This is a genomic window from Staphylococcus sp. HMSC034G07, assembly GCF_001835975.1.
In the GTDB taxonomy this organism is placed as follows: Bacteria; Bacillota; Bacilli; order Staphylococcales; family Staphylococcaceae; genus Staphylococcus; species Staphylococcus ureilyticus.
The window spans coordinates 172,782-197,723 of the sequence record NZ_KV826608.1 but is presented as its reverse complement, the minus strand read 5'-3'; the positions used below and the strand labels follow the sequence as shown (position 1 = coordinate 197,723).

At 34.0% G+C, this 24,942-nt stretch carries 24 protein-coding genes, 1 tRNA gene and 1 other RNA gene; 21 read left to right on the top strand and 5 right to left on the bottom strand.

What is annotated here, in order from left to right; all coding sequences use genetic code 11:
- Window position 1 precedes the first annotated feature (1 nt).
- From HMPREF2586_RS07075 to HMPREF2586_RS07045, 7 genes are all read left to right on the top strand, one after another.
- Window positions 2-478, top strand: coding sequence for an acyltransferase (locus tag HMPREF2586_RS07075; RefSeq protein WP_046207436.1), 477 nt, complete (start codon window positions 2-4; stop codon window positions 476-478).
- A gap of 23 nt (window positions 479-501) precedes the next feature.
- Window positions 502-1,950, top strand: a complete 1,449-nt coding sequence (locus tag HMPREF2586_RS07070; RefSeq protein ID WP_046207437.1) for a tetratricopeptide repeat protein — start codon at window positions 502-504, stop codon at window positions 1,948-1,950.
- Between the two features lie 65 nt (window positions 1,951-2,015).
- Entirely contained in the window at window positions 2,016-2,960 is a 945-nt protein-coding gene (trxB, locus tag HMPREF2586_RS07065; protein WP_046207438.1) for a thioredoxin-disulfide reductase, read from the top strand.
- A gap of 476 nt (window positions 2,961-3,436) precedes the next feature.
- Complete coding sequence (rapZ, locus tag HMPREF2586_RS07060) at window positions 3,437-4,363, top strand: RNase adapter RapZ (protein WP_046207439.1); 927 nt, start codon at window positions 3,437-3,439, stop codon at window positions 4,361-4,363.
- Window positions 4,350-5,336: a gluconeogenesis factor YvcK family protein gene (gene yvcK / locus HMPREF2586_RS07055; protein ID WP_046207440.1), complete on the top strand. Its 987-nt coding sequence runs from the start codon at window positions 4,350-4,352 to the stop codon at window positions 5,334-5,336. Before rapZ ends, yvcK begins: the two co-directional genes overlap by 14 nt.
- Before the next feature lie 51 nt (window positions 5,337-5,387).
- The gene (gene whiA / locus HMPREF2586_RS07050; RefSeq protein ID WP_046207441.1) at window positions 5,388-6,332 is read left to right on the top strand and encodes a DNA-binding protein WhiA; all 945 of its coding nucleotides are present in this window, start codon (window positions 5,388-5,390) and stop codon (window positions 6,330-6,332) included.
- 342 nt (window positions 6,333-6,674) lie between these two features.
- Window positions 6,675-7,520, top strand: coding sequence for a YitT family protein (locus tag HMPREF2586_RS07045; RefSeq protein WP_046207442.1), 846 nt, complete (start codon window positions 6,675-6,677; stop codon window positions 7,518-7,520).
- A 243-nt stretch (window positions 7,521-7,763) separates the two neighbouring features.
- Here the strand turns inward: HMPREF2586_RS07045 and HMPREF2586_RS07040 are convergent.
- Window positions 7,764-7,835: transfer RNA gene (locus HMPREF2586_RS07040), tRNA-Arg, on the bottom strand.
- A gap of 150 nt (window positions 7,836-7,985) precedes the next feature.
- On the opposite strand from HMPREF2586_RS07040, the gene clpP reads away from it, so the two are divergent.
- Window positions 7,986-8,570, top strand: a complete 585-nt coding sequence (clpP, locus tag HMPREF2586_RS07035; protein ID WP_046207443.1) for an ATP-dependent Clp endopeptidase proteolytic subunit ClpP — start codon at window positions 7,986-7,988, stop codon at window positions 8,568-8,570.
- Between the two features lie 141 nt (window positions 8,571-8,711).
- On the opposite strand, the gene HMPREF2586_RS07030 is transcribed toward clpP, so the two are convergent.
- The 3 genes from HMPREF2586_RS07030 to HMPREF2586_RS07020 all read right to left on the bottom strand — a co-directional run bounded on the left by HMPREF2586_RS07030 (window position 8,712) and on the right by HMPREF2586_RS07020 (window position 10,378).
- Complete coding sequence (locus HMPREF2586_RS07030) at window positions 8,712-8,909, bottom strand: hypothetical protein (protein WP_046207444.1); 198 nt, start codon at window positions 8,907-8,909, stop codon at window positions 8,712-8,714.
- Between the two features lie 18 nt (window positions 8,910-8,927).
- Window positions 8,928-9,824: a TIGR01777 family oxidoreductase gene (locus tag HMPREF2586_RS07025; protein ID WP_064209495.1), complete on the bottom strand. Its 897-nt coding sequence runs from the start codon at window positions 9,822-9,824 to the stop codon at window positions 8,928-8,930.
- 365 nt (window positions 9,825-10,189) lie between these two features.
- Window positions 10,190-10,378, bottom strand: coding sequence for a hypothetical protein (locus HMPREF2586_RS07020; protein ID WP_064209494.1), 189 nt, complete (start codon window positions 10,376-10,378; stop codon window positions 10,190-10,192).
- Window positions 10,379-10,659: 281 nt separating this feature from the next.
- Between HMPREF2586_RS07020 and HMPREF2586_RS07015 the strand changes: the two genes are divergently transcribed.
- Window positions 10,660-11,307 carry a DUF4887 domain-containing protein gene (locus tag HMPREF2586_RS07015; protein ID WP_070657672.1) on the top strand — a complete coding sequence of 216 codons (648 nt, stop codon included), beginning with the start codon at window positions 10,660-10,662 and terminating at the stop codon, window positions 11,305-11,307.
- A gap of 145 nt (window positions 11,308-11,452) precedes the next feature.
- On the opposite strand, the gene HMPREF2586_RS07010 is transcribed toward HMPREF2586_RS07015, so the two are convergent.
- Window positions 11,453-11,680 carry a hypothetical protein gene (locus HMPREF2586_RS07010; protein WP_070657674.1) on the bottom strand — a complete coding sequence of 76 codons (228 nt, stop codon included), beginning with the start codon at window positions 11,678-11,680 and terminating at the stop codon, window positions 11,453-11,455.
- 408 nt (window positions 11,681-12,088) lie between these two features.
- Here HMPREF2586_RS07010 and HMPREF2586_RS07005 point away from each other — a divergent pair, with 408 nt between their 5' ends.
- The 12 genes from HMPREF2586_RS07005 to ssrA all read left to right on the top strand — a co-directional run bounded on the left by HMPREF2586_RS07005 (window position 12,089) and on the right by ssrA (window position 24,537).
- On the top strand, window positions 12,089-13,063 hold the full coding sequence (locus HMPREF2586_RS07005) for a sugar-binding transcriptional regulator (protein ID WP_226857817.1): 975 nt from the start codon (window positions 12,089-12,091) through the stop codon (window positions 13,061-13,063).
- 39 nt (window positions 13,064-13,102) lie between these two features.
- Window positions 13,103-14,110 (top strand): type I glyceraldehyde-3-phosphate dehydrogenase, encoded by a 1,008-nt coding sequence (gene gap, locus HMPREF2586_RS07000; RefSeq protein ID WP_019469448.1) that lies wholly within the window; start codon window positions 13,103-13,105, stop codon window positions 14,108-14,110.
- 129 nt (window positions 14,111-14,239) lie between these two features.
- Window positions 14,240-15,430: a phosphoglycerate kinase gene (pgk, locus tag HMPREF2586_RS06995; RefSeq protein ID WP_046207450.1), complete on the top strand. Its 1,191-nt coding sequence runs from the start codon at window positions 14,240-14,242 to the stop codon at window positions 15,428-15,430.
- A gap of 64 nt (window positions 15,431-15,494) precedes the next feature.
- Window positions 15,495-16,256, top strand: coding sequence for a triose-phosphate isomerase (gene tpiA / locus HMPREF2586_RS06990; RefSeq protein ID WP_070039130.1), 762 nt, complete (start codon window positions 15,495-15,497; stop codon window positions 16,254-16,256).
- A 1-nt stretch (window position 16,257) separates the two neighbouring features.
- On the top strand, window positions 16,258-17,775 hold the full coding sequence (gene gpmI / locus HMPREF2586_RS06985; RefSeq protein WP_046207452.1) for a 2,3-bisphosphoglycerate-independent phosphoglycerate mutase: 1,518 nt from the start codon (window positions 16,258-16,260) through the stop codon (window positions 17,773-17,775).
- Window positions 17,776-17,969: 194 nt separating this feature from the next.
- On the top strand, window positions 17,970-19,274 hold the full coding sequence (eno, locus tag HMPREF2586_RS06980; RefSeq protein ID WP_046207453.1) for a surface-displayed alpha-enolase: 1,305 nt from the start codon (window positions 17,970-17,972) through the stop codon (window positions 19,272-19,274).
- 264 nt (window positions 19,275-19,538) lie between these two features.
- Window positions 19,539-20,000 (top strand): hypothetical protein, encoded by a 462-nt coding sequence (locus HMPREF2586_RS06975; protein ID WP_070657675.1) that lies wholly within the window; start codon window positions 19,539-19,541, stop codon window positions 19,998-20,000.
- A 68-nt stretch (window positions 20,001-20,068) separates the two neighbouring features.
- The gene (gene secG, locus HMPREF2586_RS06970; protein WP_019469442.1) at window positions 20,069-20,302 is read left to right on the top strand and encodes a preprotein translocase subunit SecG; all 234 of its coding nucleotides are present in this window, start codon (window positions 20,069-20,071) and stop codon (window positions 20,300-20,302) included.
- A gap of 140 nt (window positions 20,303-20,442) precedes the next feature.
- Window positions 20,443-21,183: an alpha/beta hydrolase gene (locus HMPREF2586_RS06965; protein ID WP_046207455.1), complete on the top strand. Its 741-nt coding sequence runs from the start codon at window positions 20,443-20,445 to the stop codon at window positions 21,181-21,183.
- Window positions 21,184-21,218: 35 nt separating this feature from the next.
- Window positions 21,219-23,591: a ribonuclease R gene (gene rnr / locus HMPREF2586_RS06960; RefSeq protein ID WP_070657677.1), complete on the top strand. Its 2,373-nt coding sequence runs from the start codon at window positions 21,219-21,221 to the stop codon at window positions 23,589-23,591.
- A gap of 22 nt (window positions 23,592-23,613) precedes the next feature.
- Entirely contained in the window at window positions 23,614-24,078 is a 465-nt protein-coding gene (gene smpB / locus HMPREF2586_RS06955; RefSeq protein WP_046207457.1) for an SsrA-binding protein SmpB, read from the top strand.
- Between the two features lie 99 nt (window positions 24,079-24,177).
- Window positions 24,178-24,537: a transfer-messenger RNA gene (ssrA, locus tag HMPREF2586_RS06950) on the top strand.
- The last annotated feature ends 405 nt before the right edge of the window (window positions 24,538-24,942 follow it).

Sequence of the window (24,942 nt, the reverse complement as noted above, 5' to 3'; positions counted from 1 at the left end):
AATGCGTGACTTAAAAAAGTTAAAAGTTGACGGTGAAAATCCGTTGTGGCATATGTATCGTTATATAAGCCGCGTCAAAATGTTTAAACAAACAGTAGTTGTTGAAGTTTGTCGCTACTTACCTAATGTGAAATTAAAGCATTGGATGTATCGCAATTTATTAAATATGAATATAGGTAGACATAGTGCATTTGCATTTAAAGTCGTACCTGATTTATTGCATCCTGAATATATCACGATTGGTGAAAACTGTGTCATAGGTTATAATACAACTATTTTGACGCATGAATTTTTAGTAGATGAATTTCGAACAGGGCATGTTGATATTGGAAATCATACGTTAATCGGAGCCAATGTAACCATTTTGCCTGGTGTAAAAATTGGGGATTATGTGAAAGTTGGTGCTGGTACTGTAGTATCTAGAGATATCCCAAATCACACATTGGCGTACGGAAATCCAATGCAACTGAAACAATGACTAAATACAGGAGGTGAACATGGATGGCGCAAAACAACAATAAAATTATTTCAATGAAGCTTGACAGTCCTTTTTATAGGAAATTAGCGGACCAAAAATATCAACAACAAGATTATAAAAAGGCAGCAGAATACTATGAAAAAGTGCTTGAAATGTCACCCCAGGAATTTGATGTTTTTGAAATTAAAGTAAAATTATCAGAGTGTCTCGCACATCTTGGTTATAACAATAGAGCAGAACATATTTTTTATGAAATGATTGCAAAGCAAGAATCAGTCATGGATAGTTACTATCAACTCAGTCAACTGAATATTACACTAAATGAAGCAAATAAAGCTTTTTTATTTGGAATGAATTACGTCATTTTAGCAGAAGATGATGATTACCAAGAAGAGCTAGAAGAAATGTTTGAAGTTACTTATAACTCAGAAGAAAAGATTGAGATTGAATGTCAATTATTTGCTGTTCAACTCATTTTTCAATATTTATTCTCACAAGGTAGACTACCTGAAGCAAGAAATTTTATTTTGAATCAAAATGAAGCGATTCAAGATCATCGAGTGGTTAGAAATTTATTAGCTATGTGTTACCTTTATCTCAATGAATATGATACTGCTAAAGTAATGTTTGAACGTTTGCTTAATGAGGACAATACTGATGTACATGCGCTTTGCCATTACACATTATTATTGTATAACACTAATGAACAAGAAAAGTATCAACGGTATTTAAATATTTTAAGTAAAGTTGTACCTATGAATGATGATGAATCATTCAAATTAGGTATTGTCCTATGTTATTTAAAACAATATGAAGCTTCCCAAAAATTGTTACAACCTCTTTATAGAAAAGGGAAATTTCTTTCTATACAAATGTATAATGCGTTGAGCCATAATCATTATCATCTCAATCATATTGAAGATAGCAAATTTTTTTGGTCCAAGTTACAAGAAATATCTAAGGTAGATGTAGGTTATGCACCTTGGGTCATTGAACAAAGCAAGTCGTACTTTAACGAGCAAGTGTTACCACTATTATTAAGTGATGATAGTCATCATAGGTTATACGGGATTTTCTTGTTAAATCAATTAAAGGGTCGTGAAGTACTACTCACACAAGATATATGGGCTGTCTTAGAAGATATGAATGATTATGAAAAACTATATTTAACTTATCTTATTCAAGGTTTACAGTTAAATAAGTTAGATTTCATTCATAGAGGCATGTTAATGTTGTATAATATTGAATATTTGAAAAATAACGCAGAATTATTTATTGTATGGATTGATAAAGCAGAGGCAATTATAGCAGAACAAGCAGATTTAACATATGTAGATGATTATGTGGCAGCTTTTGTTTATATGTATTATCGTAGTATGGATGCTAAGATTACGAAGCAACAAGTATTGGAATGGTTTGATATAACAGCTTATCGTTTGAATAAAACGATAGATTATTTGGTAAGCATATAATTTTATGAAATGCAAGAAATCGTATATAATGCGTATAATGAATTAATAAACAGGAGGCAATTTAAATGGCTGAACAAGTGGATTTTGATGTTGCAATTGTAGGCGCAGGACCAGCTGGTATGACTGCTGCCGTATATGCATCGCGTGCAAACTTAAGTACTGTAATGATTGAACGTGGTATGCCAGGTGGACAAATGGCAAATACAGAAGAAGTTGAAAATTTCCCAGGTTTTGAAATGATAACAGGGCCAGATTTATCAACTAAAATGTTTGAACATGCTAAAAAATTTGGTGCAAAATATCAATATGGTGATATCAAATCAATAGAAGACAAAGGTCAATACAAAGTTATAAATCTTGGAAACAGTGAAATTACTGCACGAGCTGTGATTATATCTACTGGTGCTGAATATAAAAAAATTGGTGTGCCAGGTGAACAAGAATTAGGCGGTCGCGGTGTAAGTTATTGTGCAGTATGTGATGGTGCATTCTTCAAAAACAAAAAATTATTTGTCATCGGTGGTGGAGATTCAGCAGTTGAGGAAGGTACATTCCTTACAAAATTTGCTGATAGTGTAACAATCGTACACCGTAGAGATGAACTACGTGCGCAAAAAATCTTACAAGATCGTGCATTTAAAAACGATAAAATCGATTTTATTTGGAGCCATACTCTAAAAACAATCAATGAAAAAGACGGCAAAGTTGGTTCAGTTACTTTAGAATCTACTAAAGATGGTGCTGAACAAACATTAGATGCTGATGGTGTTTTCGTATACATTGGTATGAAACCACTAACAGCACCATTTGAAAATTTAGGCATTACAAATGAAGTAGGTTATATTGTTACTAATGAAGATATGAGTACGAAAATACCAGGCGTATATGCTGCTGGTGACGTACGTGCAAAAGGTCTACGTCAAATCGTAACTGCAACAGGCGATGGCAGTATTGCAGCACAAAGTGCAATTTCATATATTGAAGAATTAAAAGATGTTATAGAAGCATAGGCATAAAAGCGTTATTTACTGTAATTAATTAAATAATAACGAGATTCAGACAGAGCTAGAATGTACCAACCTTACACGAATCATGTAGGTTGAGCATTCTAGCTTTTTTACATAATCGCATTTTAAGGTTGAAGTATTCGCTAGTTATGCGTTTTAGTTTTTTTATGCAGATGTATGCGTGATGATTTTTAAAACGTCGTAAAGAGATGCTGCTTTTCATAAATGATGTGAATCGAAAAAGAGATAAAGGTCCTTTAACATTTTTGGCAACAACTTTGTTACTTTTAAGTCAGTCTGCAATAGCAGTTAAGGTGAATTAAGTGATAAAACTACTACCAAAGTCGTTTTTCATGTAAAATATAATGTGATAGCATAGTGGTCATAAACTGACTAAGTTAAAACGATTGCGTATATGGATAAAAAATTCCAATATTATAAATGGAATATTAAAAATAATCTTTGGATGGTGTAAAGCAATGCAACGAGAAGAAAAAGAAGTGACTAAAAGTGAATTATTAGTTGTGACTGGTTTGTCTGGCGCAGGTAAGTCGGTTGTAATTCAAAGTTTAGAAGATATCGGTTATTTTTGTGTAGATAATTTACCTCCAATACTATTGCCGAAGTTTGTAGAATTAATGGGTCAAGGAAATCCTTCGTTGCAAAAGGTTGCCATTGCCATTGATTTAAGAGGGAAAGAACTTTTCAAATCATTGATTAAAGAAATCGATCAAATCAAAAGCAACTCAGACATTATTGTTGATATGATGTTCCTAGAAGCATCCAACGAAAAGTTGATTTCGCGTTATAAAGAGACGCGACGTGCACATCCATTAAACGAACAAGGCCAGCGCTCATTAATTGAAGCAATTGAAGAAGAACGCAGCTTACTCGCTGAAATTCAAAGTTTAGCAAATTATACGATTGATACATCATTTATGAAACCTAAAGAGCTTCGTAAGCGCATTGGAGATTACTTTAATCAAAGTAATTATCAAACATTTAATATCAATGTAACAAGTTTTGGGTTTAAACATGGTATTCAAATGGATGCAGATTTAGTGTTTGATGTGAGATTTTTGCCAAATCCGCATTATGTAGATGAACTCAGACCATTAACTGGTGAAGACGAAGCAGTATATAATTACGTTATGAAATGGAAAGCAACAAATATTTTTTATGAGAAATTAATGGATTTATTAAAATTTATGATTCCAGGTTATAAAAAAGAAGGTAAATCACAACTTGTGATAGCGATTGGTTGTACTGGAGGCCAGCATCGTTCTGTAGCTTTAGCAAAACGTATTGGTGCAGAGCTTAATGAAAATTTTGACTATAATGTATATGTGCATCATAGAGATGCTCAAATTGAAAGTGGCGTGAAACGAAAAAATGAAAAGAATTAAACTTGTACTTATTGGCGGTGGTACAGGTTTATCTGTTTTAGCACGTGGTTTAAAAGACTTCCCGATAGATATTACGACGATTGTCACAGTTGCTGATGATGGAGGTAGTACGGGGAAAATCAGAAATGAAATGGATATTCCTGCACCAGGTGACATACGAAATGTAATTTCAGCACTCAGTGATTCTGAATCAACAATTGAAAGATTGTTTCAATATCGTTTTAAAGAAAATCAAGTTGAAGGTCATTCTTTAGGCAACTTATTGATAGCTGCATTAACGAATATAAATGATGATTTTGGCCATGCAGTAAAAGAATTAAGTAAAATTTTAAATATAAGAGGACGTGTGATACCATCTACAAATTCTAGTGTACGCTTAAATGCAGTGATGGAAGATGGCGAAATTGTTTATGGTGAATCAAAAATTCCTAAAAAAAATAAAAAAATCGAACGTGTATTTTTAGAACCAGAAAATGTAGAACCTATGGAAGAAGCGGTTGAAGCGATAGAGGATGCAGACTTAATCGTTTTAGGACCAGGTTCGTTATATACAAGTGTAATCTCAAACTTATGCGTTAAAGGTATTGCGGATTCGTTATTAAATTGTGATGCGCCTAAGCTATATGTATCAAATGTTATGACACAACCTGGTGAGACCAATCATTACACTGCCTTAGATCATGTCGAAGCAATACATAATCACATGGGTCGTCAATGTATAAACTATGCTATATGTAGTACCCAAACTTTTAACACTGATGTCTTACAACGTTATAAAGAAGATGGGGCAGTTCCAGTTAAATGCAATATGAGTGATATGGAAGCACGAAACATCAAAGTTTTTACGCACGAAAACTTGGTGGAAGTATCACAAGAAAATTATGTTCGACACAATACAGAGGTCTTGTCTAAAATGATTTACGAGATTGCTATGAGAGAGACAGAAACGATTGAATTTAAACGAGATAAATAAAATCGTAAAAAAACTAAGTATTAAACTTAGATAAGAAGGGGCTGAAGATGTATGAGCTTTGCATCAGAAATGAAAAATGAACTGACTAGAATAGAAGTAGATGAAACAAATGCAAAAGCAGAGCTCAGTGCGCTTATACGGATGAATGGTGCACTCAGTCTTTCCAATCAACAATTTGTGATTAATGTTCAAACTGAAAATGCTACGACAGCAAGACGGATATATTCCTTAATAAAAAAAGTGTTTAATGTTGAAGTAGAGCTACTTGTAAGAAAAAAAATGAAATTAAAAAAGAACAATATTTATATTTGTAGAATTAAAGCACGTGCTAAAGAAATTTTAGATGAATTAGGTATATTGAAAAATGGTGTCTTTACGCATGAAATAGATGAAGCGATGATTCGTGAAGATGAAATGAAAAGAAGTTATCTACGAGGTGCTTTTCTTGCGGGTGGATCAGTGAATAATCCAGAAACATCTTCTTATCATTTAGAAATATTTTCATTGTATGAAGACCATTCCGAAGGTATTACGAATTTAATGAATGAATATGAACTCAATGCTAAACATCTAGAACGAAAAAAAGGAAGCATTGCTTATTTAAAAGAAGCTGAAAAAATTTCTGATTTCTTGAGTTTAATCGGTGGCTATCAGGCATTACTTAAATTTGAAGATGTGCGTATTGTTAGAGATATGAGAAATTCCGTAAATCGATTGGTCAATTGTGAAACGGCGAATTTAAATAAAACCGTTAGTGCAGCGATGAAGCAGGTCGAAAGCATTCAACTAATCGACCAAGAAATTGGTTTAGATAATCTTCCTGATCGATTACGGGAAATAGCGAAGTTACGCATAGAGCATCAAGAAATTTCTCTGAAAGAATTAGGCGAAATGATGTCTACGGGTACAATTTCTAAATCCGGTGTCAATCATCGTTTAAGAAAATTAAACCAAATGGCTGATAAAATTCGGAGTGGTGAAACAATTGAACTTTAATCATTTGTCTGTAAAAGAAAATGGTGCTTATTACCAATGTTAAAACTAATTTTAAAAATATATTAAAATGTTATTGAAAAAAACTGCGTTTTGATATTATAATATGCTAATTAGATTTATATATGGCGCCTCATATGAGGTGTCTTTTTTAATATGATTCAAACGGAGTTGTATTTTCTGAAGCATCAACTTACTTTGTTGATACCAAATAGATTATGACGATTAAGCGTATGCTATTACAGTCTAAGGTTAGGTACAGCTAAGTATCATATTTAGTACAGGTTATGGCAGATAGTCTGTGACATGATTAAAATTTAAATGAAATAGAATGGGAGTGAATCAATGACAGCATTAATAAAAAATCATTATAAAAGTATCATCTTATGTTTAATTGGAACGTTTATCAACGCTATAGGTGTAAATTGCTTTTTACTTGGATCAAATTTGGGTGATGGCGGTACGGTAGGTATTGCGCTAGCCTTAAAATACACTTTGGGATTTTCTCCAGCTTGGTCTTCTTTGATTATTAATACCATAGTCGTTTTTATCGGCTGGAAGTATTTAAGTAAAACAATCGCTGTTTATACCGTTATTTCAAACACGGCACTCTCATTCTTTTTACGAGTAACTGAAAATATTAATTTAGGGATAGATGATTTTGTTATAAATTCTGTATTTGGTGGTGCAATTATAGGAATAGGTGCTGGACTTGTAATTTCTACAGGGAGTACGCTTGGAGGCACATCTGTAATTGCTAAAATTATAAGTAAATACTCAGAAATGAAGACATCACAAGGTATTTTTATTCTAGATGGCATTGTCGTCTTATCATTCTTGATGGTGTTACCATTAAAGAATGTCTTGTTTACGATTATTATGCTATTCATTACTGAAAGAGCGACTTCATTTATAATTGAAGGCTTTAATCCTAAAAAAGGCGTTACAATCATATCTAATAAGAATGAAATCATCAGTGACAAAATTAATTCCTTTACTGGTCGGGGCTCAACTTTATTAAATGGAAAAGGTGGTTATGCAAAAACGGAAACAACGATGTTATATGTTGTTGTGCCGCAATCTCAGGTGACAAGAGTGAAAAAATTAGTCAATGAAGTAGATGAAAATGCCTTTTTAGTTATTCATGATGTGCGAGATGTCTTAGGCAGCACGTTTATCAATGTAAAGTAATAGTGTTATGCTTAAGTTATTAAATATTGATAAATAAATACAAAATCATTTTCACAAAATCTTAAACGCTTAAATGTTGAAATTTAAGCGTTTTGAATAACAGCGAGTTTCAAATCTACTGGTTTGGTATTTTTCATGGTGTGAAAATAAAAAAAGACTTTCATCAACGGATAGTAAATGTCAATGAAAGCCCGAAAACTTCAATGTTCAGTTTGATGGTTTTAAGGAAGATTATCCAAAATATCCCCTCGAAGGGAATCGAACCCCTATTCTAAGAACCGGAATCTTATGTGTTATCCATTACACTACGAGGGGTAAATAACAATAATATTAGTGTACAAATCTTATAAGTGTTGGTCAACAATAATTTATAATGTTTAATGAAATTCTAAGCGTTATTTTTTGACCATATTTGACTTTTAGGTTAAAATAAATTTATCAGTTAGAAATAAGGAGGCAATATTAATGAATTTAATACCTACAGTAATTGAAACTACAAACCGTGGGGAACGTGCTTATGATATTTACTCACGTTTATTAAAAGACCGTATTATTATGTTAGGTTCACAAATTGATGACAACGTAGCCAACTCTATCGTATCACAATTATTATTTTTACAAGCACAAGATGCTGAAAAAGATATCTATCTTTACATTAACTCACCAGGTGGTAGTGTAACTGCTGGATTTGCTATTTATGATACAATTCAACACATTAAACCAGATGTGCAAACGATTTGTATTGGTATGGCTGCATCTATGGGTTCATTCTTACTTGCAGCAGGAGCAAAAGGTAAACGCTTTGCTTTACCAAATGCTGAAGTAATGATTCACCAACCACTTGGTGGTGCGCAAGGTCAAGCAACTGAAATTGAAATTGCCGCTAATCATATTCTGAAAACACGTGCTAAATTAAATAAAATTTTAGCTGAGCGCACAGGTCAATCAATTGAACAAATTGAAAAAGATACTGACCGTGATAACTTCTTATCAGCAGAAGAAGCTAAAGAATACGGTTTAATCGATGATGTTATGGTGCCAGAATCATAATATATCGCGTAAGCTAATAATGACATACAAGTAACAAAAAACAAGTCACGACAATGTACGACCATTTCTAAAATGCATGATGCATATACGATGTGGTTGACATGTGTGGCTTGTTTTTTTAATAATATTTTGAAAGTATGATTAGTGTTTATTTAAGAGATTTTGTTTCTTTTTATAAATTAAAATAATCGAAATGACTAACGTCAATAATCCAATGATTACTAAAGACATAGAAATGACGATCATAATAGCAGGTTTTTCAAATGCCAAAATACCATTGGTGATGAGGAGTAAACCTGCAATGAATAATAAGATATGGCTAATACTATCTTGTTTCATTTTTAAATAGTCCCTTTCTTAATGAACTAAATTTTCTAGTGCTAGTTTCAGATTTGGGTATTTGAATTCAAAATCTAGTGCTTGCAACTTATTAGGTAAGACTTTTTGAGTATCAAGTACAACTGTCGACATTTCACCTAAGATAAGTCTGAGTGCAAATGAAGGTACCCATGTATAGTGTGGGCGATGAACTTCTCTTGCAATGGTATAACCAAACATATTTTGATGTTCTGCAATAGGTGATGTGAAATTAAATACGCCGCGTGCTTTTTCATTATTTATGGTATAGAGTATCGCTCTTGTTAAATCTTCAATATGAATCCAAGAATACCATTGTCTACCACTACCTATTTTACCACCGACATTTAAATCATAAGGTAATTTCATCAATGGTAATGCACCACCTTGATTTGATAGTACCATTCCAAATCTGCCAATAATTACTCGTGTGCCTAATGATTCAAATTGACGTGCTAAACGTTCCCACTGATATACCACTTCAGATAAAAAATCAAATGGTAATGTTTGATACAGTTCAGTATATGTACGTGTTAAATCAGGTTTGTAATAACCTACTGCGCTGGCGTTAAAGAATACAGCTGGCTTTTGCTTTCTGTTTTTAAAAAGGTCGTATAGTGCCTGAGTAGATTGTAATCGACTTAACATAATATTTTGTTTATGTGAGGAGGTCCAGCGATTATTTAAGCTAGCACCGGCTAAATTGATCACGATATCAATATCTGGAATTTGGCTTTCCCAATTCGGTTCTGACCAGTTAACATATGTGATTTTAGGATGTGATGTAGCATTGTTTTGTCTTGTTAATATCGTGATTTTGGAATCACTTTGTTGTATTGCCTCGATTAGCTGAGTACCTACTAGACCAGTACCGCCTGTAATTAGATAGTGTTTCATAGTATCACCTCATAGAATTGTAGTATGGAATCGTTCAGGCTTTAAATGCAAGTAAATCTCATAAAGAGTATGACAAAATTTATTCGAATTTTGTTCAAAAATATGTCATTTACTATGTCTAAGATGTATTTAAAATAAAATCATATGTCGTTATAATAAAGGTACCTTCGATATTAATTAATCATCTCTTAATTATTTCGAGTATACCCCATAATATACTAGCGAAGGTAAAATTTTGACTCCCTTTAGTAGAGGCCTATACGATTATCGTGTAGGCCTAATTTTTTGTGATTCTTAATATACATCATTGAATCGGTAGAAATTATTTTGATGTCATTATAATAGTGTAATTGAAGTACTACATATTATAAAATAAATAAGCCGATAATGCCAAAAGCGATTAAAAGCAAAAATAGCACAAGTATAAAAAGTTTATAGCGTGTTTTAATTGGGATTTTTGATTCATCATTATCATTTTCGCTCATCATATGACGCAAATGGGTTGGCTTTTTTTGTGATTGATTTGATTCATTAAATAAGTCGTACTTTTTCAAAATCTAGTCACATCCTGTTATGATATTATTGATAGTAAAAGAATAATTTAAGTAAAAGTATTGAAACAATATTCGAAATTAGATTAGTATTAAGTTGAAGCAACAATAAAAGTGTTGTATGTGATTATTTTACTATAGTTTGGAAATCAAAGTAACATCTACATTAAAATGTGGTTAATAAGGTTGTTTAATCAATGAAATAGTGTAAAATATAGTTCTAACATGAAGTTAAATGCCATTTGAAAATGATGATTTGATATAAATTGAAGTGAGGGGAGCATATGCCTAAGCATAATCAAAATAACAATTTTGATGACAAAGATAATAAAAAAATGAGTGGTTTCGCAAAACTGATCAGTGGATTGATTGTCTTATTACTTATAGGTGGGTTAGTTTTTGCAATTTTTGCATTCGTAGATCATTCAAATAAAGCCAATGAACGTTTGGCAGACCAAAAACAAGAAGAAAAAGACAAAAAGAAAGAAAAAACTAAGGAACAAAAAGACAAGAAAAAAGAAAAATCAACTGAAGAAACAAACCAAACACAACAAACCCAACAGACACAGCAAACACAACAAGTTCCTCAGACACAACAGACGCAACAAACCCAACAGACACAGCAACCTAGAACACAAGAAAGAAGAACTACGGAAGAAAAAGATTCACCTGAAAAAACGAAGGAAGAACGTACTACTGAAGAACGCTCAACAGAGGAAAAAACAAGCGAACCTTCAACAGAAGAAAAAACAACAGAAGAAAAGACGAGTGAACCTTCTACTGAAGAGCGCACATCTGAGCCTTCAACAGAAGAGAAGACGAATGAACCTTCTACACAACAACGCAGTACGCAACAAAATACTCAACAACGTTCAACGCAAAATAATAATTCAAATTCAGAAAAAAGTTCACAATCATCTGATGAAGATTAAATATAAAAAGAAAATTATATTTATAGAACACGCGCTGTCACATACAGTGCGTGTTTTTTTATAAATATTAATGTGAATTAAGCACTAGAATGAAACGCAGCTTATCATTTGTAGTAAGAATCATATGAAACAAAGAAAAGAATGATTAAAATAATAAGCTCACTAAATATGAAATGAATGACAAAAGCAGTATGATTGATAAGCAGCCACCTAAACAACCAAATGGACCTAAATGACAACCAATGTGTTTGTTGTAATCAAATGATTGATATGGATTTTTTTGAGAATGTTCTTTCGTTTGTTTAAAGTAATCGTCATCTTTGTATCTTTTATCTTCTGGGTCTATAACTTCTGGGTGTTTATTGTTAGACATGTATATTCCTCCTGAAAAATAACTCATTAAATTTATATTTATTTTAAGCATAATTGGAGATTGTTTCAAAGAAACGCATGTTGATGATGTTATGTTTAACATATAATTAAAAAATGTCATGTGGAAAATGATTAATAAAAAAAGAAAATGGGTAAAATATTTCTATAGAGAATAGAACTATAAAAGTATAAATTTCACTTTATTTAAGACCGAAGTATTTCTCTTGCTTTTTTAAATGTATAGTAGTATTATAGCAAATATAAGAGGTTATATTTTTTTGTCCCAGTAGGGACGTAAAAAGTCAATCTATGGTTAGAACTTGACCCTTGTATATAGAAACGGAGGAGGTTAGTAGTGAAGAACTTGATAAAAATTCAACAAAAGCTTGTCCCAGAAATTGTTGAAAAGATGTATCGTCGTTTTTCAATACTCACTACTATCGCTCAGTATCAACCCGTCGGTAGACGTAGTTTAAGTGAATATATGGATTTAACTGAAAGAGTGTTGCGTTCTGAAACAGATGTTTTAAAGAAACAAGCACTTATCAAAGTTAAACCTACAGGTATGGAAATCACTGAAGCTGGTGAAACGACAGTACGCCAACTCAATAGTTATTTTAACGTTTATTCAGATGATCATCACCTTGCGCAAATTATCAAAGAAAAATATGGCATTAAAGATGTTTATGTCATTCCTGGTGATTCAGACACTGATAAAACGGTTAAAATTGAATTATCTAAACAAGCCGGACAGCTAGTTGAAGATGTTTTATACGATCATGCAACTGTAGCAGTTACTGGTGGCTCAACAATGGCATACGTAAGTGAAGCTATGCATCGGCAACCTTACGACGTATTTTTTGTACCTGCAAGAGGTGGGCTTGGTGAAAACGTTGTATATCAAGCCAATACGATTGCAGCCAGTATGGCTCAGCAAACAGATGGAGATTATACAACGCTCTATGTACCAGATAATGTCAGTGAAACAACGTATAATACACTTATGTTAGAGCCTTCAGTGATACACACTTTAGAAAAAATTAAAGAAGCAAATATTACAATCCACGGCATTGGTGATGCGCTGAAGATGGCGCGTAGACGTCAATCACCTAGTGAAGTTATTGAAAAACTTCAACATCACAATGCCTCGGGAGAAGCATTTGGATATTATTTCGATGAACAAGGGCAGATCGTTCACAAAGTAAAAACAATCGGACTTCAATTAGAAGACCTTGTATCGAAAAAGTTTATCTTTGCCGTTGCTGGGGGTAAATCAAAAGGAGAGGCAATTAAAGCTTATCTTTCGATTGCACCCAAAAACACTGTGTTAATCACAGATGAAGGAGCGGCAAGTATTATCGCGAATAATAGTAATAAAAAGTGATTCCACTTTTTAAATATCATTTTAAAGGAGGCCATTATAATGGCAGTTAAAGTAGCAATTAATGGTTTTGGTAGAATTGGTCGTTTAGCATTCAGAAGAATTCAAGATGTAGAAGGAATCGATGTAGTAGCAGTAAACGACTTAACAGATGATGAAATGTTAGCTCATTTATTAAAATATGACACTACACAAGGTCGCTTCACAGGAGAAGTTGAAGTTGAAGAGAATGGTTTCCGCGTTAACGGATTAGAAGTTAAATCATTTTCTGAGCCAGATCCAAGCAAATTACCTTGGGGAGACTTAGATATCGATGTAGTATTAGAATGTACTGGTTTATTTACAGATAAAGAAAAAGCAGAAGCACATATCAATGCAGGAGCTAAAAAAGTATTGATTTCAGCACCAGCTAAAGGTGACTTGAAAACAATCGTTTACAACACTAACCATGATACTTTAGATGGTTCAGAAGACGTTGTTTCAGGTGCTTCATGTACTACTAACTCATTAGCACCAGTTGCTAAAGTGTTGAATGATGAATTCGGTTTAATCGAAGGTTTCATGACTACAATTCATGCTTACACTGGTGACCAAAGCACACAAGATGCGCCTCATAGAAAAGGTGACAAACGTCGTGCACGTGCAGCTGCTGAAAACATTATCCCTAACTCAACAGGTGCTGCTAAAGCTATCGGCCTAGTAATTCCTGAAATTGATGGTAAATTAGACGGTGGAGCACAACGTGTACCAGTTGCAACTGGTTCATTAACTGAATTAACAGTAGTTTTAGATAAAAATGTAAGTATCGAAGATGTAAATAACGCAATGAAAAATGCATCTAACGAATCATTCGGTTATACTGAAGATGAAATCGTTTCTTCTGATGTAATCGGAATGACTTACGGTTCACTATTTGATGCAACTCAAACACGTGTTATGACTGTTGGAGATCGTCAATTAGTTAAAGTAGCAGCTTGGTATGATAACGAAATGTCATACACTTCACAATTAGTACGCACATTAGAATATTTAGCAAGTCACGCTAAATAATTTGATGCTCACTTTAGTTTAACAAGTATAGCGTTGTGAAATTGAATCAATAAGCTTAGGAGTAAGCGGGGAGCTCAACGCTTCTCCGCTTATTTTACTTTATTCATCCATCTAAAGGAGGAAGATTACATGACAAAAAAAATTGTATCTGATATCGAGTTAAAAGGTAAAACTGTACTTGTACGTGCAGATTTTAACGTACCTATGAAAGACGGTGAAATTACGGACGACAACCGTATCGTTCAAGCTTTACCAACTATAAAATATATTATTGAACAAGGTGGTAAAGTCGTTTTATTCTCTCACTTAGGAAAAGTTAAAGAAGAAAGTGATAAAGCAGAATTAACTTTAAAACCTGTAGCTAATGCATTAGCTGAAAAATTAAATAAAGACGTGGCATTTGTTCCTGAAACACGTGGAACACAATTAGAGCACTCAATTAAAGATTTAAATGAAGGTGATGTGCTATTAGTTGAAAATACACGTTTTGAAGATTTAGAAGGTAAAAAAGAGTCTAAAAATGACCCTGAATTAGGTGAATACTGGGCATCATTAGGTGATGTATTTGTAAATGATGCATTTGGAACGGCACACCGTAAACATGCGTCAAACGTAGGTATTGCAGCTCACTTAGAAACTGTAGCAGGTTATCTAATGGAAAAAGAAATTAGATATATCGGTGGTGTTGTAGAAAACCCAGATAAACCTGTAGTTGCAATTCTTGGTGGCGCTAAAGTTTCAGATAAAATTGGTGTAATCACTAACTTATTGAAAATTGCAGATAAAGTGCTTATTGGTGGCGGTATGTCATACACATTCTTCAAAGCGCAAGGTAAAGAAATCGGCTTATCTTTATTAGAAGAAGATAAAGTAGACTTTGCAAAAGAATTGTTAGAAAAAGCAGGAGATCAAATTGTATTACCTGTAGACTGTAAAGTTGCAAAAGAATTTTCTAATGATGCAAAGATTACAGAAGTTTCCGTTGATAACATTCCTGCCGACCAAGAAGCGATGGATGTTGGTCCGAAAACTGTAGAATTATTCAAAGAAAAACTACAAGGCGCTCATACAGTAGTTTGGAATGGACCTATGGGTGTATTTGAATTCAGTAATTTCGCAAAAGGTACAATTGGGGTTTGTGAAGCAATTGCTGAAATGAAAGACGCAAACACAATTATCGGTGGTGGCGATTCAGCTGCAGCAGCGATTTCATTAGGATATGCTGATGACTTTAGTCACATTTCAACTGGTGGCGGTGCTTCATTAGAATATCTTGAAGGTAAGGAATTGCCAGGTGTCGTTGCGATTGCTAATAAATAATCGTTAATTTACGAGCAAAACTTGATTAAAAATTAATCATAATTTACTAATAGGAGTGTATATAATGAGAAAACCAATTATTGCGGGTAACTGGAAGATGAACAAAACAGTTCAAGAGGCTAAAGATTTTATTAATGAATTACCAGCATTACCAGATACTAAAGAGGTAGAATCTGTCATTTGTGCTCCAACAATTCAATTAGATGCCTTAGTAACAGCAGTTAATGAAGGTAAAGCACAAGGTTTACAAATTGGTGCACAAAATGCTTTTTATGAAGATAATGGTGCATTTACAGGTGAAACATCACCAGTAGCATTAGCTGATTTAGGTGTAAAATACGTTGTTATTGGACACTCTGAGCGTCGTGAAATCTTCCATGAAACAGATGAAGATATTAACAAAAAAGCACATGCCGTATTCAATCATGGTATGACTCCAATTATTTGTGTTGGTGAAACAGACGAAGAACGCGAAAGTGGCAAAGCTAATGAAGTTGTTGGTAACCAAGTGAAAAAAGCTGTTGAAGGATTATCTGAAACACAATTGAAACAAGTTGTCATTGCATATGAACCAATTTGGGCAATCGGTACTGGCAAATCATCAACTGCAAAAGATGCCAATGAAATGTGTGCATTTGTAAGAGAAACGATTGCAGACTTATCAGGACAATCAGTTGCTGATGCAACACGTATTCAATATGGCGGTAGTGTTAAACCTAACAACATAAAAGAATACATGGCAGAATCAGACATCGATGGCGCATTAGTAGGTGGCGCATCACTTAAAGTGGATGATTTTGTACAATTGTTAGAAGGTGCAAAATAATATGGCTAAACAACCAACTGCATTAATTATTTTAGATGGTTTTGCAAATAGAGAAAGTGAGCATGGTAATGCTGTGAAACTAGCTAATAAACCTAATTTTGACCGTTATTATAATCAATATCCAACAACACAAATCGAAGCGAGTGGCTTGGATGTTGGACTTCCTGAAGGTCAAATGGGTAATTCAGAAGTTGGACACATGAATATTGGCGCTGGACGCATTGTTTATCAAAGTTTAACACGTATCAATAAATCTATTGAAGATGGCGATTTCTTTGAAAATGATGTATTGAACCAGGCGATTCAACACGTAAAAGGCAATCAATCAGCACTTCATATTTTTGGTTTATTGTCAGATGGTGGTGTGCATAGTCATTACAAGCATCTATTTGCTTTATTAGAATTAGCCAAAAAGCAAGGCGTTGACAACGTTTATGTACACGCGTTCTTAGATGGACGTGATGTTGACCAAAAATCAGCACTTAAATATATCGAAGAAACAGAAGCTAAATTCAAAGAATTAGGCATTGGCCAATTCGCATCTGTTTCAGGTCGTTATTACGCAATGGATCGTGATAAACGCTGGGATAGAGAAGAAAAAGCTTATAACGCAATTCGTAACTTTGGCGGAGAAACATTTGAATCAGCTAAAGCTGGTGTTGAAGCAAACTATGCTAAAGATTTAACTGATGAATTTGTCGAACCATTTATCATTAAAGATCAAAATAATGGCGTGAATGATGGAGATGCAGTCATCTTCTATAACTTCCGTCCTGATAGAGCTGGTCAACTGTCTGAAATCTTTACAGATAAAGCATTTGAAGGCTTTAAAGTAGACCAAGTTAATGACTTATTTTACGCTACATTTACAAAATATAATGATAATGTAGATGCAAAAATTGTTTTTGAAAAAGTCGACTTAACAAATACAATTGGTGAAGTTGCACAAGATAATGGCTTGAAACAGTTACGTATAGCGGAAACTGAAAAATTCCCGCATGTCACTTATTTTATGAGTGGTGGTCGCAATGATGAATTCGAAGGTGAACGTCGTAGATTGATTGACTCACCTAAAGTTGCAACTTATGACCTTAAACCAGAAATGAGTGCTTATGAAGTCAAAGACGCACTGATTGAAGAGTTGAATAAAGGTGACTTAGACTTAATCTTATTAAACTTTGCCAATCCTGATATGGTGGGGCATAGCGGTATGCTTGAACCTACAATCAAAGCGATTGAAGCAGTTGATGAGTGTTTAGGTGAAGTCGTAGATAAAATTATTGATATGGGTGGTCACGCCATCATTACAGCTGACCATGGTAACTCAGATATGGTACTCACTGATGATGAGCAACCAATGACAACACATACGACTAACCCTGTACCAGTGATTGTTACTAAAGAGGGTGAAACTTTACGTGAAACAGGTCGACTAGGTGATTTAGCGCCTACACTATTAGATTTGTTACAAGTAAAACAACCTGAAGACATGACTGGCGAATCACTTATCAAGCATTAAAATAATATAAACACAATATGGTCTAAAGACCAGAAATATAAGGGCGTGTCATTGTTTAAGATTTGCTTAAATGACTGATGGCACGCATAATCAAAATGAAGTAATTAAATTATTTGTATTTATAGTATTTATAGCTATAATAAAGATGAAATTTAATATTTCTAAACTACTTATTTATAAAGGAGATTACAAACATGCCAATTATTACAGATGTTTATGCTCGCGAAGTCCTTGACTCACGCGGCAACCCAACAGTGGAAGTAGAAGTATTAACTGAAAGCGGTGCATTTGGTCGCACACTTGTACCATCAGGTGCGTCTACTGGTGAGCACGAAGCAGTTGAATTACGTGATGGAGACAAATCACGTTATTTAGGTAAAGGTGTAACGAAAGCTGTTGAAAATGTAAATGAAATTATTGCACCTGAATTAGTTGAAGGTGAATTTTCAGTATTAGAACAAGTTTCAATTGATAAAATGATGATTCAATTAGACGGAACTGAAAATAAAGGTAAATTAGGCGCAAATGCTATTCTTGGTGTTTCTATTGCAGTAGCACGTGCAGCAGCTGATTTATTAGGCCAACCACTTTATAAATATTTAGGTGGCTTCAATGGTAAACAATTACCAGTTCCAATGATGAACATTGTAAATGGTGGTTCTCACTCTGATGCGCCAATCGCATTCCAAGAGTTCATGATCTTACCAGTTGGTGCAGAAACATTTAAAGAATCATTACGTTGGGGAGCAGAAATTTTCCACAACTTAAAATCAATCCTTAAAAACCGTGGTTTAGAAACAGCAGTAGGTGACGAAGGTGGTTTCGCTCCTAAATTTGAAGGTACAGAGGATGCTGTTGAAACAATCTTAGAAGCGATTAAAGCAGTAGGTTTAGAACCTGGTAAAGATGTGTTCTTAGGCTTTGACTGTGCTTCATCAGAATTCTTCGAAGATGGTGTTTATAACTATGCTAAATTCGAAGGCGAAAATGGTTCAAAACTTACAGCAGAACAACAAGTTGACTATTTAGAAGAATTGGTTAATAAATATCCAATTATTTCTATTGAAGATGGTATGGACGAAAATGACTGGGACGGTTGGAAAGTATTAACTGACCGTATCGGTGATCGTGTTCAATTAGTTGGTGACGATTTATTCGTTACAAACACTGTTAAATTATCAGAAGGTATCGAAAAAGGTATCGGTAATTCAATCTTAATTAAAGTTAACCAAATTGGTACATTAACTGAAACATTTGATGCTATTGAAATGGCTCAAAAAGCTGGTTATACAGCAGTAGTATCACACCGTTCTGGTGAAACAGAAGATACAACTATTGCTGATATCGCAGTTGCTACAAATGCAGGTCAAATTAAAACTGGTTCATTATCAAGAACTGACCGTATTGCTAAATACAATCAATTATTACGCATCGAAGATGAATTATTTGAAACAGGCAAATTCGATGGTATTAAATCATTCTACAATTTAGATAAATAATGTTTATCTAAAAATGAGTTCACGCGCTAACACGTAAACCCTATGGGTTTGCGTGTTTTTTGATTGGATAAAAAAACCATACGCTATGCGTATGGTGCAGTTAGGTTATTGCGATACCTGTCGATTTCAGTTATGATGACCAATTGTGTCAGAGAAACATACATATTAATGAAATACAAGATTTACATTGTTTAATTTGTTCATCTTTGTTTGTGAAACTGATATAATTAATAGTGTAAATTATAGAAGGAGCATTGACTGATTATGAAGGAACAACCTAAAACAAAAGAAATTCGAACAGGTCATTTTCTTGCATACACTTCACTAATTATAGCAATACTTTATGCGATTCATTTATTCGTTATTTTAGACGATAGTGTAATAAAACAAATGTTAATAAATAGTAGACAAAAGCCTTCTGAAAACGCAATTGGTGTGATAAAAAACAGTTTCCAATTTACAGGTATCATGTATGTGATTGCTAATTTAACAGGGATTATTGCGATTTGGAATAGGCATACTTATTTGTGGTGGTTTATGTTTGCAGTATTCACTTCACAAATTTTATATAATTTAGTTAATATCAATGCGGTTTATGAAGCGATATTAGATACAAAATCAATGATTAATATCTTACCGTTAACAATTGTATTGATCATGTCACTTATTTTAGCGATATATATGTTGGTTGTTTCAATTAAACGTAAAAGCACTTTTAATAGATAGAAGTTTGCTAAATAAGATAAACGTGTGATATAATACGGTTCGTATATAATGAATGGAGGACAATTTTTATGCATACATTTTTCATGATCATTTTAATTTTAGATTGTATTGCATTAGTGACTGTTGTATTACTCCAAGAAGGTAAAAGTAATGGACTATCAGGTGCGATAAGCGGTGGCGCTGAACAGTTATTTGGTAAACAAAAACAACGTGGCGTTGATTTATTCTTGCATAGATTAACAATTGTATTGTCTGTCATTTTCTTCTTGTTAATGTTAGGCATAAGTTATTTTGGTTTATAAGGTCCGACAATGTAAAAGTCGGGCTTTTTTATTTATAATGGAAGTATTCGACTTTTAAATGATTCGAAGTAGGGAATATATTTTGAGTACAACTGATATCATAATTATTTTAATAGCTTGGATGAAGGGATTGAGTCACGATGCAAATTAGATTACCAGAACCATTCTTTTTTGAAGAAGGTAATCGTGCTGTATTACTTTTACATGGTTTTACAGGGAATTCTTCAGATGTAAGACAGTTAGGTAGATTCTTACAAAAAAAGGGTTACACTTCTTATGCACCACAATATGATGGTCATGCAGCACCACCAGAAGAGATATTGCAATCTAGTCCATTTGCATGGTATAAAGATGCAATAGATGGATACGAATTCCTTGTTGATAAAGGATATGATGAAATTGTGGTTGCTGGCTTATCACTGGGTGGTTGTTATGCATTAAAAATAAGCTTAGATAGAGATGTAAAGGGTATTATAACAATGTGTTCACCTATGCATATTAAGACTGAAGGTGCAATGTTTGATGGTGTCTTAACGTATGCGCGTAATTTCAAAAAATACGAAGGCAAAGATGAAGCGACAATAGAAAAAGAAATGGATGCGTTTCATCCAACAGATACGTTAAAAGATCTACAAGGTCAGATTCAAAGTATACGTAACCAAGTAGACGAGGTAATGGATCCGCTACTTGTTATCCAAGGTGAGCAAGATCAAATGATTAATACCGACTCTGCTAATATTATATACAATGACAGCGAGTCTGATGATAAAGAAATTAAATGGTATGCGAATTCAGGACATGTCATTACAATTGATAAAGAAAAAGAAAAAGTTTTTGAAGATATATACCAATTCTTAGAATCATTAGATTGGTCCAAATAAATTTTTAGTATTTAATTATAGAAAGGAGGGGCATAATGAATTTAAAGCAATCCATAGAAGAAATTATTAAGCAACCAGATTATGAACCCATGTCTGTATCAGATTTTCAAGATGCATTAGGTTTAAATAGTGCCGACTCATTTAGAGACTTAATCAAGGTACTTGTTGAATTAGAACAAACAGGATTAATTCAACGTACGAAGACAGACAGATACCAACGTAAGGAATCTAAAAAATCAAAACAATCGAAATTAATACAAGGTACGCTTAGTCAAAATAAAAAAGGCTTTGCATTCTTACGTCCTGAAGACGATGAGATGGATGATGTCTTTATCCCACCTACAAAGATTAATCGTGCAATGGATGGAGATACTGTACTTGTCGAATTACAAAACTCTAAAGGTGAACATAAAGGTAAGCTGGAAGGTGAAGTAAAATCAATCGAAAAACACTCCGTTACCCAAGTGGTGGGCACGTACAGTGAAGCTCGACATTTTGGATTTGTCTTACCAGATGATAAACGCATTATGCAAGATGTGTTTATACCTAAAGGTCATAATTTAGGTGCGATAGATGGGCATAAAGTATTAGTACAAATCACGAAATATGCGGACGGTACCGATAACCCAGAAGGCCAAGTTTCAGCAATTTTAGGTCATAAAAATGATCCAGGTGTCGACATCTTGTCGATTATCTATCAACATGGTATTGAAATAGAATTTCCAGATAAGGTATTAGAAGAAGCTGAAGCTGTACCAGATGAAATCAAACCATCTGAAATCGAAGGACGTCGTGATTTAAGAAATGAGCTAACTATTACAATTGATGGTGCAGACGCTAAAGACTTAGATGACGCAATTAGTGTCAAGAAGTTAGATAATGGTCATACACAATTGACAGTGAGTATCGCTGATGTCAGTTATTATGTAACGGAAGGATCAGCACTAAATGAAGAAGCATACGACCGTGCAACAAGTGTATATTTAGTTGACCGAGTAATTCCAATGATACCTCATCGACTTAGTAACGGTATTTGTTCATTGAATCCACAAGTAGATAGGCTAACTTTAAGTTGCCAGATGGAATTAGATGAACGTGGTCATGTGGTTAATCATGAAATCTTTGATAGTGTGATTCATTCAAATTATCGTATGACATACGATGAAGTGAATGAAATTATTACAGATCAAAATGAAGATACGCGCAAACAATATAACGAAATTACACCAATGCTTGATTTAGCTAAAGACTTGTCTGAACGTTTAATCAACATGCGTAAACGCCGTGGTGAAATTGACTTCGATATCAGTGAAGCCAAAGTACTTGTCAATGATGAAGGCATTCCAACAGACGTAGAATTAAGAAAACGCGGTGAAGGTGAACGTCTCATCGAATCGTTTATGTTAGCAGCCAACGAAACGATAGCAGAACATTTCGATCGATTAAATGTACCATTTATATATCGTGTACACGAGCAACCGAAATCAGAACGTTTACGCCAATTCTTTGACTTTATTACTAACTTTGGTTTAATGATTAAAGGTACTGGCGAAGAAGTACATCCATCAACTTTACAAAAAATTCAACAAGAAGTAGAAGGTCAACCAGAGCAAATGGTCATTTCTACTATGATGTTACGTTCAATGCAACAAGCACGTTACGATGATGTGAATCTAGGTCACTTCGGCCTGTCAGCAGAACACTATACACACTTCACATCACCGATTCGGAGATATCCAGATTTAATCGTGCATAGACTTATTCGTAAATATCTTATTGATAAAACAATGGATGATAAAACACTTAATAAATGGGAAGAAGCATTACCAGAAATTGCTGATCATACATCTCAAAGAGAACGTAGAGCGATCGAAGCAGAACGTGACACCGATGAATTGAAGAAAGCAGAGTATATGGTTCAACATATCGGAGAAGAATATGAAGGTATCATCAGCTCTGTAGCTAATTTTGGTATGTTTATCGAATTGCCAAATACAATCGAAGGTATGGTACATGTATCAGAGATGACCGACGATTATTATCACTTCGATGAACGTCAAATGGCAATGATTGGAGAACGCCAAGCTAAAGTCTTCCGCATTGGTGATCCAGTTAAAATCAAAGTTGTTAACGTAGATGTTGATGAGCGTATGATCGATTTCCAAATTGTCGGTATGCCATTACCGAAAAAAGAGCGTAGTCCAAGACCTTCACGTGGTAAGACGATTCAAGCGAAGCCACGCGGTCAATCATTAGATAACTCAAATAATGATAAAAAAGGCAAGAAGAAACAACGAAAAGGTAAAAACCAACGCAATAAAAACAAACAAGCAAGTGGTAACACCAAACACAAGCCATTTTACAAAGATAAAAAAGTGAAAAATAAAGCTCGTAAGAAGAAAAAATAATTCAACAAAGAGGTGAAACTCAATGCCAAAGAAAAAATCACCAGGAACATTAGCTGAAAATCGTAAGGCCAGACATGATTTTAATATAGAAGATACGATTGAAGCGGGCATTGTGTTGAAAGGGACAGAAATTAAGTCCATTCGTCGTGGCAGTGCAAACCTTAAAGATAGCTATGCGCAAGTAAATCGTGGCGAAATGTTTTTAAATAATATGCACATTGCCCCATATGAAGAAGGAAATCGATTTAACCATGACCCACGTCGTTCACGCAAATTACTATTACACAAACGTGAAATAGCAAAATTAGGAGAACGTACTAGAGAAATTGGTTATTCCATCATTCCTTTAAAACTCTATTTAAAACACGGTCAATGCAAAGTTTTACTTGGTGTTGCAAGAGGTAAGAAAAAACATGATAAACGTCAGGCATTGAAAGAAAAAGCAATGAAACGTGACGTAGATAGAGCGCTTAAAGCGCGTTATTAAGCGAAAATATTGCCAAAGACTTCGATCTTTGGTAATATAATATGTGCTTTCTGAAAAAGATAGATGATTAAATCTGCAGAAAGTACATTATATTATTAAGGGGACGTTTTTGGATTCGACAGGGGTCCCCGAGCTAGTTAAGCGTGTCGGAGGGTTGTCTCCGCACCAACACACACAGTTAAAAATTAACTGACAAATCAAACAATAATTTCGCAGTAGCTGCCTAATAGCACTCTGCATCGCCTAACTGCATTTCCTATGTGCAGTTAACGCGATTCAACCTTAATAGGATACGCTAGGCACTGCCGTTCGAAGTCTGCCTAGAAGAGATTAATCGAACTAGCATAATGTCGGCTGTCTATCACCTAACATTATGCGAAATACCTTGATAGACTACACACGTAGAAAGATTAGTATCAGGACCTCTGGACGCGGGTTCGAATCCCGCCGTCTCCATATCCGAGCTCTCAACCACAACGGTTGAGGGCTTTTTTCATGTATAAAAATTTTGAAATTTATTGAGAGTTGTTCTAGAAAGATACGTGTGTAATTATCATAATATGGTAGATACTTATAAGAATCTACCTAGTGATATGGATGAACTTCAATATATGAACCTAGAATCGATTGTAAAGGGCATTACAGCAGTTTAGAACGATTGTGATATTAAAGTACAACAGATTATTCAATTGTCATTGTGGGGCGTTTATTTGAAGTATCAGATAAGAAAGTGAAACAAGTATTTGATAGGGTGTTGGATAAAATAGTGGAAAGGTAAGCACTTATGTGTTTGCCCTATTTTTTTATGCTATCATTAAAATAAATTATTGCGAGGCTCAACGTCAATAAAGCAATTGGAATAAA

What these genes read in the sequence shown, in the direction of transcription:
- HMPREF2586_RS07075 (WP_046207436.1), top strand. Translation starts at nt 2, where the DNA reads ATGCGTGACTTAAAAAAGTTAAAAGTTGACGGTGAAAATCCGTTGTGG.
- HMPREF2586_RS07070 (WP_046207437.1), top strand. Translation starts at nt 502, where the DNA reads ATGGCGCAAAACAACAATAAAATTATTTCAATGAAGCTTGACAGTCCT.
- trxB (WP_046207438.1), top strand. Translation starts at nt 2,016, where the DNA reads ATGGCTGAACAAGTGGATTTTGATGTTGCAATTGTAGGCGCAGGACCA.
- rapZ (WP_046207439.1), top strand. Translation starts at nt 3,437, where the DNA reads ATGCAACGAGAAGAAAAAGAAGTGACTAAAAGTGAATTATTAGTTGTG.
- yvcK (WP_046207440.1), top strand. Translation starts at nt 4,350, where the DNA reads ATGAAAAGAATTAAACTTGTACTTATTGGCGGTGGTACAGGTTTATCT.
- whiA (WP_046207441.1), top strand. Translation starts at nt 5,388, where the DNA reads ATGAGCTTTGCATCAGAAATGAAAAATGAACTGACTAGAATAGAAGTA.
- HMPREF2586_RS07045 (WP_046207442.1), top strand. Translation starts at nt 6,675, where the DNA reads ATGACAGCATTAATAAAAAATCATTATAAAAGTATCATCTTATGTTTA.
- clpP (WP_046207443.1), top strand. Translation starts at nt 7,986, where the DNA reads ATGAATTTAATACCTACAGTAATTGAAACTACAAACCGTGGGGAACGT.
- HMPREF2586_RS07030 (WP_046207444.1), bottom strand. Translation starts at nt 8,909, where the DNA reads ATGAAACAAGATAGTATTAGCCATATCTTATTATTCATTGCAGGTTTA.
- HMPREF2586_RS07025 (WP_064209495.1), bottom strand. Translation starts at nt 9,824, where the DNA reads ATGAAACACTATCTAATTACAGGCGGTACTGGTCTAGTAGGTACTCAG.
- HMPREF2586_RS07015 (WP_070657672.1), top strand. Translation starts at nt 10,660, where the DNA reads ATGCCTAAGCATAATCAAAATAACAATTTTGATGACAAAGATAATAAA.
- HMPREF2586_RS07010 (WP_070657674.1), bottom strand. Translation starts at nt 11,680, where the DNA reads ATGTCTAACAATAAACACCCAGAAGTTATAGACCCAGAAGATAAAAGA.
- HMPREF2586_RS07005 (WP_226857817.1), top strand. Translation starts at nt 12,089, where the DNA reads ATGTATCGTCGTTTTTCAATACTCACTACTATCGCTCAGTATCAACCC.
- gap (WP_019469448.1), top strand. Translation starts at nt 13,103, where the DNA reads ATGGCAGTTAAAGTAGCAATTAATGGTTTTGGTAGAATTGGTCGTTTA.
- pgk (WP_046207450.1), top strand. Translation starts at nt 14,240, where the DNA reads ATGACAAAAAAAATTGTATCTGATATCGAGTTAAAAGGTAAAACTGTA.
- tpiA (WP_070039130.1), top strand. Translation starts at nt 15,495, where the DNA reads ATGAGAAAACCAATTATTGCGGGTAACTGGAAGATGAACAAAACAGTT.
- gpmI (WP_046207452.1), top strand. Translation starts at nt 16,258, where the DNA reads ATGGCTAAACAACCAACTGCATTAATTATTTTAGATGGTTTTGCAAAT.
- eno (WP_046207453.1), top strand. Translation starts at nt 17,970, where the DNA reads ATGCCAATTATTACAGATGTTTATGCTCGCGAAGTCCTTGACTCACGC.
- HMPREF2586_RS06975 (WP_070657675.1), top strand. Translation starts at nt 19,539, where the DNA reads ATGAAGGAACAACCTAAAACAAAAGAAATTCGAACAGGTCATTTTCTT.
- secG (WP_019469442.1), top strand. Translation starts at nt 20,069, where the DNA reads ATGCATACATTTTTCATGATCATTTTAATTTTAGATTGTATTGCATTA.
- HMPREF2586_RS06965 (WP_046207455.1), top strand. Translation starts at nt 20,443, where the DNA reads ATGCAAATTAGATTACCAGAACCATTCTTTTTTGAAGAAGGTAATCGT.
- rnr (WP_070657677.1), top strand. Translation starts at nt 21,219, where the DNA reads ATGAATTTAAAGCAATCCATAGAAGAAATTATTAAGCAACCAGATTAT.
- smpB (WP_046207457.1), top strand. Translation starts at nt 23,614, where the DNA reads ATGCCAAAGAAAAAATCACCAGGAACATTAGCTGAAAATCGTAAGGCC.